This is a genomic window from Mesorhizobium sp. M2C.T.Ca.TU.002.02.1.1 (assembly GCF_003997225.1).
This window is the reverse complement of sequence record NZ_RZTO01000250.1, coordinates 1-7,533: the sequence shown is the minus strand read 5'-3', so window position 1 is coordinate 7,533 and position 7,533 is coordinate 1. Positions and strand designations below refer to the sequence as shown.

Annotated in this window: 8 protein-coding genes; 3 read left to right on the top strand and 5 right to left on the bottom strand. The window is 65.3% G+C overall.

The window, feature by feature from the left end; translation table 11 throughout:
* Positions 1-74: 74 nt before the first annotated feature.
* Together EOD07_RS15330 and EOD07_RS15325 are read right to left on the bottom strand one after the other, a co-directional pair.
* Positions 75-434 carry a hypothetical protein gene (locus EOD07_RS15330; RefSeq protein ID WP_127236073.1) on the bottom strand — a complete coding sequence of 120 codons (360 nt, stop codon included), beginning with the start codon at positions 432-434 and terminating at the stop codon, positions 75-77.
* Positions 435-751: 317 nt separating this feature from the next.
* Entirely contained in the window at positions 752-1,198 is a 447-nt protein-coding gene (locus EOD07_RS15325; RefSeq protein WP_127236072.1) for a YcgN family cysteine cluster protein, read from the bottom strand.
* A gap of 196 nt (positions 1,199-1,394) precedes the next feature.
* On the opposite strand from EOD07_RS15325, the gene EOD07_RS15320 reads away from it, so the two are divergent.
* Positions 1,395-3,629, top strand: coding sequence for an OmpA family protein (locus tag EOD07_RS15320; RefSeq protein ID WP_127236071.1), 2,235 nt, complete (start codon positions 1,395-1,397; stop codon positions 3,627-3,629).
* Positions 3,630-3,929: 300 nt separating this feature from the next.
* Complete coding sequence (locus EOD07_RS15315) at positions 3,930-4,454, top strand: TIGR00645 family protein (protein WP_127236070.1); 525 nt, start codon at positions 3,930-3,932, stop codon at positions 4,452-4,454.
* 14 nt (positions 4,455-4,468) lie between these two features.
* Here EOD07_RS15315 and EOD07_RS15310 read toward each other — a convergent pair whose 3' ends face one another.
* The 3 genes from EOD07_RS15310 to EOD07_RS15300 form a co-directional block, all read right to left on the bottom strand.
* Entirely contained in the window at positions 4,469-5,335 is an 867-nt protein-coding gene (locus tag EOD07_RS15310; protein ID WP_127236069.1) for an NAD(P)-dependent oxidoreductase, read from the bottom strand.
* A gap of 104 nt (positions 5,336-5,439) precedes the next feature.
* The gene (locus EOD07_RS15305; protein ID WP_127236068.1) at positions 5,440-6,087 is read right to left on the bottom strand and encodes a helix-turn-helix transcriptional regulator; all 648 of its coding nucleotides are present in this window, start codon (positions 6,085-6,087) and stop codon (positions 5,440-5,442) included.
* An 8-nt stretch (positions 6,088-6,095) separates the two neighbouring features.
* Positions 6,096-6,971, bottom strand: coding sequence for a S1C family serine protease (locus tag EOD07_RS15300; protein ID WP_127236067.1), 876 nt, complete (start codon positions 6,969-6,971; stop codon positions 6,096-6,098).
* Between the two features lie 160 nt (positions 6,972-7,131).
* Between EOD07_RS15300 and EOD07_RS15295 the strand changes: the two genes are divergently transcribed.
* Positions 7,132-7,533 (top strand): trypsin-like peptidase domain-containing protein (locus EOD07_RS15295; protein ID WP_206519472.1); only part of this gene is annotated, 402 nt, incomplete at its 3' end.

Below are 7,533 nucleotides of genomic sequence, written 5' to 3'. Positions count from 1 at the left end.
GATCATATCTCATAGGCGATCCCGCAGGGGATCGTCCGCACAGGCGATCCTCGCGGAGGGTCGCCCTTTCAGCCTCAGCGATAGATGATCGGGCAGCCGCGCTCGTTGGCGAACACCACCACCACGCGGTCGCCATACTGGCGGCCGGCAACCTTCACGGTACGGCGGCTGATGTCGACGATGCGGGCGCGATGCAGACCCATGCGCTCGGCCTTGTCGAGGGCGCGTTCCGGCGAGCAGCCGCGCCAGTCACGGTCGCGGTCGCGGCGCCAGTCGCGGCGATAACCGTTGTCATCGCCGGCGTAGATGCCGAAACGCGGGTCGTGCCTGTCCCCGAAACCGAGATAGAGGCTGTCCGCATGCGCCGGAATGGCGGCGAAAGCACCAAGTCCGACAAGGGCCGAAAGGGCTGCCGTCCTGATCGTGTTGAACATCGTCTTCTCTCCTTGTTGTGGGCTGTCGCCCGTAGAACCGATGATTGGAAAATGCCTTTTTGCGTCTGAATTTTCCGCGAACCGGCCATTCATGTCCGGTTCATGTAAGCGCGAACCCGTCAGGGTTCGTCGCCCTTGGTGCCAAACGCGGACCTGATAGGTCCGCCCTCAAGCGCGAACCTGCCAGGGTTCGCCGCTCGTGGTGCCTGAACGTGAATCCCCCCATCATGGTTCGTCCTTAAACACGGGACCCTTCAGCGTTTGTCATCAATATGCGTTGCGAGCCGGTTACGGTTCGTCATCAAGGCGCGAGCCCGTCAGGGTTCGTCGTCCAGTATATAATCAAAGTAGTCGTCTGGCTCGGCCAGATCGGTTTCCTTGGCCTTCACGCGGCCCTGGATCGAAATGCCGGCTTCGTGCACGGTCGCAGCGCTTCCCGAAACGAGCCTGTGCCACCAGTAGAGATCATGGCCCTCGGCGATGAGCCGGTAGGCGCAGGTTTTTGGCAGCCAGGTGATGGTGCGCACATTCTGCGGCGTCAGGCCGACGCAATCAGGCACCCGCGCCAGGCGATTGGCATAGTCGGAGCAACGGCAGTTCTGCGCATCGAACAGCCTGCAGCCGACGCTTGTCCAGAAGATCTCGCCTGTATGCTCGTCCTCGAGCTTCGACAGGCAGCATTTGCCGCAACCATCGCATAGCGATTCCCATTCGGCCGGGGTCATCGCCTCAAGCGTCTTCGTTTTCCAGAATGGCGCGGTCATTTTGCTGGATTTGGCCCTCCGCGGCCTTTCGGTCAAGCGCCGGGGTGACGAGCGACCCAGTATCAACATTAGAAAAACACGAAATTGCCTTCAAAAGGCCGGCCAGGCATCCTTGGTTGGCGCCAATGCCTGGCGGAACCAATTGCGGTTGACGAAAGTTTGGGCAGGGATGGGACCCCACTAGGAGAAAATTGATATGAAACGCCAACCACGGATTCTGGCGGGCACGGCAATCGGCCTGCTTATGGCGTCCGCGCCGTTGGGCGCGTACCCGCTGCAGGGGGGTGTCGCTTCCGGCAGCCTGCACGGCGCGCCGCTCGTGCTGGCCCAGGCCGCTTGCGCCGAAGGCCAGTCGGCCGAGGAATGCGCACAGGGCGGAGCCGAGCAGCCGCGCAAAAGGAAGCGCGAACAGCAGCAGCAAAGCGAGTCGGCGCCGGCTACCGAACAAGCGGCACCTGCCGAGTCCGAGCAGAAGCCGCGCCGGAAGCGGCAAGAGCAGCAGCAGATGGACAATGGCCAATCCGGGGAAGCTGCCCCGGCCGAGCAGCAATTCAAGCCGCGCAAGAAACGCGACCAGTTGCAGCAGACCGAGGCCGCGCCCGCCGACCAGGGTGGCCAGCCCGCGACCGACGAGCAGCAGCCGCGCAAGAAGAAGCGCAACCAGCAGAAAGAAGCCGCGCCGGCCGAACAGCCTGCTGAGCAGGCCGCGCCGGCCGCAACAGACCAGCTACAGGGCGACCAGCAAGGCAACCAGGGCCGCAAGAAGCGCAAACGCGATCAGCAGCAGGGCGAACCCGCCGGTCAGGCCGGCGAGCAGGTCGCCCCGGCTGAACAGACCGCTCCCGCCAATGACAACCAGCAAGGCGGCAATCAGCTCAGGAAGAAGCACAAGCAGAACCAGCAGGGCGAGACCGCCCCTGCCGAGCAGACGCAGACCAACGAGCCGGCCAAAAAGCCGGCGCCGGCAGGTGAACCTGTGCCGCAGGCCGAACCGCTGCAGAATGGCGAGCAGCCGGTCCAGGGCGAACAGGCCCAGGACAAGAAGAAGCGCGGCAAGAAACCGGCTGCCGAACAGCCGGCAAACGGTGAGCAGCCCGCGACCGGCGAGCAAACCAAGACCGGCCAGCCCGCCACCGGCGAGCAGCAGCCGGTCACCGGCAATCAGCCAGCGAACAACAACGAACCGGCCAACGGCGGCAATGCCGCACAGGGCGAAACCGCCAACCCGAACGAGGCGCCGGTTCTGGACAGCCAGAAGGATGCCTTCCGCAAGCGTCGCGGCGGCCAGAACGGCGGTGCCCAGACCGGTGGCGCCCAGACCGGTGGCGCTCAAACCGAAAATGGCCAGGCCGGCAATGGCCGCAACGCCAATCAGGCCGGACAGCAGGGTGGCCAACAGGCGCAGCAGCCTGCCCCGGTCGATCAGGGCCCGCCACCCACCGACGACAAGACGGCGCAGCAGGCGATCCAGCCTGAAAAGATCGCTCCCGTCACCGAGGAAAAGGGCAAGCGCGTCGACCTGACGCCGCAGGACGTTGTCCGCGAACGCCGGCGGCCGCAGGGTGCTGATGTGGTCAAGCAGCTCGGAGACCGCGTGATCCTCCAGTTCAACAACCAGACATTCGTGGAGAGCAATGAGGCACCTCGCATCACGCGTGGCGCCAGAGACGTCTACTACGAGGATCTTTCGGGCGGCCGAACCCGCGAAATCGTGGAGCGCGACAACGGCGTCAGGATCGTCACCATCCGCAACCGCAATGGCGATGTCGTCAGGCGTTCGCGCATTACGCCGGACGGGCGCGAATATGTGCTGAGCTATGTCGACGAGCGTTATTACAACGATGTCGACGAGTGGCGCGATCCCGGCGACGACCTGCCGCCGATGCGGCTCGACATGCCCCGCCGGGACTACATTCTCGATTCCGAGGATGTCGAAAGCGACGACGACTACTACACCTTCCTCGAGCAGCCGCCGGTGGAGAGGGTGCAGCGTCTCTACTCGATCGACGAGGTGAAGCGGTCGGCCCGCGTGCGCGATATCGCCCGGCGCATCGATCTCGACACGCTGAACTTCGACTTCGGCTCGGCCACGATCTCCGACGCCGAGGTGCAGAAGCTCGATGGCGTCGCCAGCGCCATGGAAAAACTGCTCAAGAAGAACCCGGCCGAGACCTTCCTGATCGAAGGCCACACCGACGCCGTCGGCACGCCGGATGCGAACCTCGCTCTGTCGGACCGCCGTGCCGAGGCGGTCGCCGAGGCGCTGACCAACGCCTTCGGCATCCCGGCCGAGAACCTCACCACGCAGGGCTATGGCGAGGAGTATCTCAAGGTGAACACGCCCGGGCCGAACCGCGAGAACCGGCGCGTCGCCATCCGCCGTATCACCTCGTTGGTGGCGCCGGTGGCGAGCAACAGCGACCAGCAATGAGCGTTGGATTTCAAGATCCTGATCGGATTTCTGGAATCAGCGCTTGAGGTGAAGGCCCGTCCGCGCCGGACGGGCCTTTTCCTTTCCCGGCTCAAGAAGATTTGTCCTATCGACTGGAGCTAACTCATTGAATTGCCGCATTGCGACACCCAGATCCCTACAGGGCGTTCCCTGCCCTGTCCCGACTCCAGCGGGACATACTGAGCCCCGCCGGGTCCCCTCCCCGGCGGGGTTTTTTGTCTTGAAAACCGGGCCTGTCTGGCCGAAATAACCTCTATCGCAACTCGACCGGAACCCTTCATGAAGCGTCTCGAACTCGCCATCGAATCCGTCATCCTCGCCTCGCGCTGGCTGCTGGTCGCCTTCTATCTCGGGCTCGGCGTGGCGCTCGCGACATATGCCTTGTCCTTCGGCAAGAAGCTTTACGAGTTTGTGATCAGCGCCTTCACGCTCGGCGACACCGACACCATCCTGAAGATGCTCGGCCTGATCGACGCCGCGCTGGTCGCCTCGCTGGTGGTGATGGTGATCATCTCGGGCTACGAGAATTTCGTCAGCCGCTTCGACGAGCAGGACGGCGAGGTCCACTGGCTGGGCACGATCGATGTCGGCTCGCTGAAGGTCAAGGTCGCCTCGACCATCGTAGCGATCTCCTCGATCCACCTGCTGCAGGTCTTCCTCAACCACGCTTCCTACACGGCGGAGCAGCTGATGTGGCTGACCATCATGCATCTGGCTTTTGTCTTTTCGGCGCTGATGCTGGCCTATATCGACCGGGTGATGGCGCTGGCGAAAGGCAAGAAGGCCGAGGCGCCAGCGGAATAGACCGCCGAAGCCCGTCAGTAGATTCTTTTGACCTTGGTCTGCGAGTTCGCAAACACCTCGTCTGGAACGAAGAAGTCTCCCGCGAGCTGATCGGCTGCGCCCGGTGCGTAGATCGAGAAATCCGTGACGCCTTCGGCGCGCAGCACCTCCTCGTCGATGTAGAAGTTGCCGGTCGCCTCGCGCGACGGTCGCAGGAAGATCGCATGCGCGGCATCGGCCATGATGTCGGGCGAGCGGCTCATCGCCGCCACCGTCGCGCCGCCCAGAAGGTTGCGCACCGCCGCCGTGTCGATGGTCGAGATCGGCCACAGCGAGTTCACCGCGATGCCCTCCTTGGCGAACTCGGCGCTCATGCCGAGCGTACACATCGACATGCCGAACTTCGCCATCGTGTAGGCGACGTGGTTCTTGAACCACTTGGCCTTCATGTCGAGCGGCGGCGCCAGATTCAGGATGTGAGGGTTCTGGGCCAACTTCAGGTGCGGAATGCACATTTTGGAAACCAGGAAGGTGCCGCGCGTGTTGATCTGGTGCATCAGGTCGTAGCGCTTCATGTCGGTCTCCAGCGTGCCGGTGAGCTGGATGGCGCTGGCATTGTTGACGCAGATGTCGATGCCGCCGAACCGCTCGACGGTTTTCGCCACCGCATCGGCGACCTGCGCCTCGTCGCGGATGTCGCAGAGCACCGGCAGCGCCTTGCCGCCGGCCTGCTCGATCTCCTCGGCCGCCGTGTAGATCGTGCCCGGCAGCTTCGGATGCGGCTCGGCGGTCTTGGCCGCGATCGTCACATTGGCGCCGTCGCGCGCCGCCCTGAGCGCGATCGCCAGCCCGATGCCGCGCGACCCGCCCGAGATGAACAGCGTCTTTCCGTTGAGCGACATCCTTCGCCTCCCTCTTCGATCTGGAGGCAACTTGCGCGGCGCACAGCCATGGCGCAAGACCCAAGGAGCCAATCGGAGATTACGCTGCGTCGTGCGGCAGAGAGCTAGACCAGCACCAGCCCCTGCCGCATCGCGATCGCGATCGCGTCCGTCCGGTTGGCGGCGCCGAGCTTGATCAGGATGGCGGCGACGTGGAACTTCGCCGTGTGCACCGAAATGTTGAGCCGCCGGGCGATCACCTTGTTCGGCGCGCCTTCGGCCAGCAGCGACAGCACTTCCGCCTCGCGCGGCGACAGGGCCGGGCGGGCCTGGTTGTCGTCAGGCGTCTCTTCCCTGGCAAGCTCGTCATCGTGGAAATCGCCATGCGCGATCTCCAACGGCGGCGCCTTGCCGACGCGGTAGCCTGACGCCGCCAGTCGCGCCGCGGCGGCGATCAGCAGGCCATCGGCGAAGGCAGGCAGCACGGCCAGCACATTGTCGGCCATCCGCTCGCTGCCCGCACGCCGCGAAAGCAGGACGATGGGCGTGGCCGAACTGACGACCCGGCTTTCCAGGCCGGCCTCATCGGCGATGGCGACATCCGCCATCTGGCCGACGCCGCTTCCAGCCAAGGCCGGCGCCAGATCGTCGCTCGCGGCCAGCACATCGGCAAGCTGCTCGGCGCGCCCAGCGTCGCCGAGCGCGATCAACACCGTCAGCCGGTGAGTTGCCGGCTCCGGTCTCGCAATCGTCTGCGCCGCGCTGCTTACCATCGATCCTCTCAGCTCAGCGGCTTCTCGCCAATGGTGATCGAAACGTCGCGCTCGGCACCGCCGCTCGAAACGCCGAGCGTCACGGTGGTACCGGCGCTGTCCGGCCCGAGCTTGCGGATCAGCTCGCGCGGTCCGTGCACGGCCTCGCCGTTCCAGGCGACGACGATGTCGCCGACATGCAGGCCGGCGGCCTTGGCCGGACCGTTGTCGTCGAGGCTCATCACCATGGCGCCTTTGGTGTCGCCATTGCGGATCGGGTGCAGCCCGGCGCCGAGATAGCCGCGCGCGACATGACCCTTTTCGCGCAGCGTCGCCACCGCCCGCTCGATCGTTTCGTAAGGCATGACCAGCGCCCGCCGGCGCGGCCCGAACAACAGCATGCCGATCAGCCCGCCCTTGGCGTCGAGCACCGGCCCGCCCTCGAAGCGGCCGCCGGTGTTGATGGCGAGATTGATGCGCCGGTCGATCGTGCCGCCACGCATCGAGCGCCAGGCCGGCCCGACCTCGCCGACCGTGCCGAACACGGCGAGCGCGGCGCCATCGCTGTTGCCGGCAGCGATCGCCAGATTGCCGGGCCGCACGGCGCCGGCCTGGGCGAGTTGCGGCAAACCGGCAGCGGCGGAAGCCGGCTTCAGCAGGGCAACGCCCGTCGACGGGTCGCGGCCGACAAGCTCCGCCTTCATGCTTTCGCCGGAGGCCAGCGTCAGTTCGATCTCTTCGCCGGCTTCGACCACCTCCTCGGCGGTGACGAAGTAGCCATCGCGCCAGTGGAAGGCGCTCGCGGTGCGGTGATGGTGCGTGACGAAGCTCGCCAGCGCGGGGGCGGCGGTGGCCGCGACATCGGCGATGGCGTCGGAAAAGGCACTGAGATTGAAGTCGCTCATAAGACTGTCTCCTGGGTTCTGTGACCCAGATATCGCTCCGGAACGCCGCCGGGGATACTCGCCTGACGGCTAGTCGCCGGCCGGACTGGCCATGTGGTCAGGTCGCGGCAATCGCGACCGCTCCGCACATATAGTCATCATTGTACGAGGGAACACGCCCATGGCTTTCGCAGCCGAAAAACTTCCATCCGATGACACTTTGCTCGACGCATACTCGGCATCCGTTGCCGATGCTGTCGACCGTATCGGCCCGGCCGTGTGCCGCATCGAGCGCATCGGCGCCGGCGGTCACGGTTCGGGCTTCGTGATCGCGCAGGACGGGTTGGTCGTCACCAATTTCCATGTCGTCGGCGATGCCCGCGCCGTGCGCGTGACCATGCCGGACGGCGCCTCGCGCGAAGGCCATGTGCTTGGCCGCGATCCCGATACCGACATCGCGCTGGTGCGCGCCGACGGCAGTTTCGCCGATGTCGCGCCGCTCGGCGATTCCAAGCGCCTGCGCCGCGGCCAGATCGCGATCGCCATCGGCAATCCGCTCGGTTTCGAATGGACCGTCACCGCC

What these genes read in the sequence shown, in the direction of transcription:
- EOD07_RS15330 (WP_127236073.1), bottom strand. Translation starts at nt 434, where the DNA reads ATGTTCAACACGATCAGGACGGCAGCCCTTTCGGCCCTTGTCGGACTT.
- EOD07_RS15325 (WP_127236072.1), bottom strand. Translation starts at nt 1,198, where the DNA reads ATGACCGCGCCATTCTGGAAAACGAAGACGCTTGAGGCGATGACCCCG.
- EOD07_RS15320 (WP_127236071.1), top strand. Translation starts at nt 1,395, where the DNA reads ATGAAACGCCAACCACGGATTCTGGCGGGCACGGCAATCGGCCTGCTT.
- EOD07_RS15315 (WP_127236070.1), top strand. Translation starts at nt 3,930, where the DNA reads ATGAAGCGTCTCGAACTCGCCATCGAATCCGTCATCCTCGCCTCGCGC.
- EOD07_RS15310 (WP_127236069.1), bottom strand. Translation starts at nt 5,335, where the DNA reads ATGTCGCTCAACGGAAAGACGCTGTTCATCTCGGGCGGGTCGCGCGGC.
- EOD07_RS15305 (WP_127236068.1), bottom strand. Translation starts at nt 6,087, where the DNA reads ATGGTAAGCAGCGCGGCGCAGACGATTGCGAGACCGGAGCCGGCAACT.
- EOD07_RS15300 (WP_127236067.1), bottom strand. Translation starts at nt 6,971, where the DNA reads ATGAGCGACTTCAATCTCAGTGCCTTTTCCGACGCCATCGCCGATGTC.